The following is a 1424-nucleotide window of genomic DNA, read 5'->3' as shown; positions in this document are numbered from 1 at the left end:
TAATGCCGTTCGGATAAGCATTATTGCTTGAACCTGAACGGATATTTGGCTGGGACAAAGAGGACTGAACGTGGAAACGTTCGGTCCTTTCTTTTATCTGGAAGAATGAAGTGACTTAAACTGTCTCTCATCCTTTTCAGTTTTACAGGTAGAGTTCCGTCTGGACTTAAAGCTAACCAACGTAATTGCGCATCAATAAGGTTAATTGCGGCGGTAAAACTGACCCTAGTCGCTCGAACCCCGGCTTCTGAAGCTATCTTAACCATCTCTAATCGCACTAAGTTATAGGCAAGTAATACGCCCCAAAGCTCTTGCTTCACACCGGCAGAAAAACGACTTCGTAAAGTGACGTGACTTTGCAGTTGAGTCTGTTTAATTTCACCATAACCTTCTTCTATCTCCCAGCGTTGCCAATAAATACGCAGCAGGCTTTCTAGCGAGTATCTACTAGGGTCTGTAAGTGAAGTAATAAAACCTTTTATCTCACCTTTTGGCTCTTGATATAGGACTAATCTAGCTTCCCAACGTGCGGGTAAATTCGGATTCTGCCGTTGAGCTTGAGGAGAGATGGGCATTGAGATGAGCATGTCGTTCTCCGCATATTTCTCCAACACTTCATAGCGTAGCTTACGTTTTGCAGGCATTAACCAGTGAGCATTTTCCGCACTCTCTTGCCACGACAACAAGAGGTCTGCCGAGAAATAACAACGATCAAATAAGGTCAATGAATGTGCGGGGATATCATTGAATAGACGCTTAGCTAAGGTCGTTTCACCGACATGACAGCCATCAAAAGCCGCCCCCATAATCATTCGAGTTTCTGTTGACATCAAAGCGACTAAACGAAGTTGAGGGTAAGGTTTCAATTTTTTAGAGATGAACCCAAATTCTTCAGCGTTCTCTGGGGAATCTTGGCACCTAAATGTTGTTCCATCCACAGCAAGAACATTAAGCTCTAAGTCTTTATCTTGTTGAAGGATATCTCCGTTCCAAGCCTTTACCGTTGTGTGAAACAGAGCCGCTAATGGACTCTCATCTAGACGTCGGCGTGAATCAGTTAGGACACTAGGTGCAACACGAGACCAGCTATCTTCAGGTTTAGGCTGAAGCGCAATGTCTAATGAACTGCATACCTCTTTGATAGACATGTTGCGTTGCAGCCCCATCCAAATAACTAACCAGACAGCTTGCTGAGCGGGAAGCCGACGTCGTCTTATGCTCGCTTTATTGGTTTCAAGAAGAGCTTGTTCTATCCACTCAATCTGAATGGCGTCGACGACAGATTCATAATTGTCGGCATCTTCAATGGTCTCGTGTGCCATTGCTAATTCTTGTTCAAGCATAAAAAATCCCCATCAACGTTGTTGATGGGGATTATCTGCTAACTGCAAGATCGTTCAAGTCTTCTTAAACGATCGGCATTA

General features: G+C 44.0%; 1 protein-coding gene. It reads right to left on the bottom strand.

Going from position 1 to position 1424, the window contains the following annotated elements; genetic code table 11:
• Positions 1-20: 20 nt before the first annotated feature.
• Positions 21-1343: an IS4-like element ISVbsp1 family transposase gene (locus tag AB4558_RS21710; RefSeq protein WP_009845967.1), complete on the bottom strand. Its 1323-nt coding sequence runs from the start codon at positions 1341-1343 to the stop codon at positions 21-23.
• Positions 1344-1424 lie beyond the last annotated feature (81 nt).

Origin of the sequence: Vibrio sp. 10N.222.51.C5, assembly GCF_041474575.1 — a bacterium.
GTDB classification, from domain to species: Bacteria; Pseudomonadota; Gammaproteobacteria; order Enterobacterales; family Vibrionaceae; genus Vibrio; species Vibrio crassostreae_C.
The sequence above is the reverse complement of the archived record's forward strand: the minus strand, read 5'-3'. Positions and strand labels throughout refer to the sequence as shown.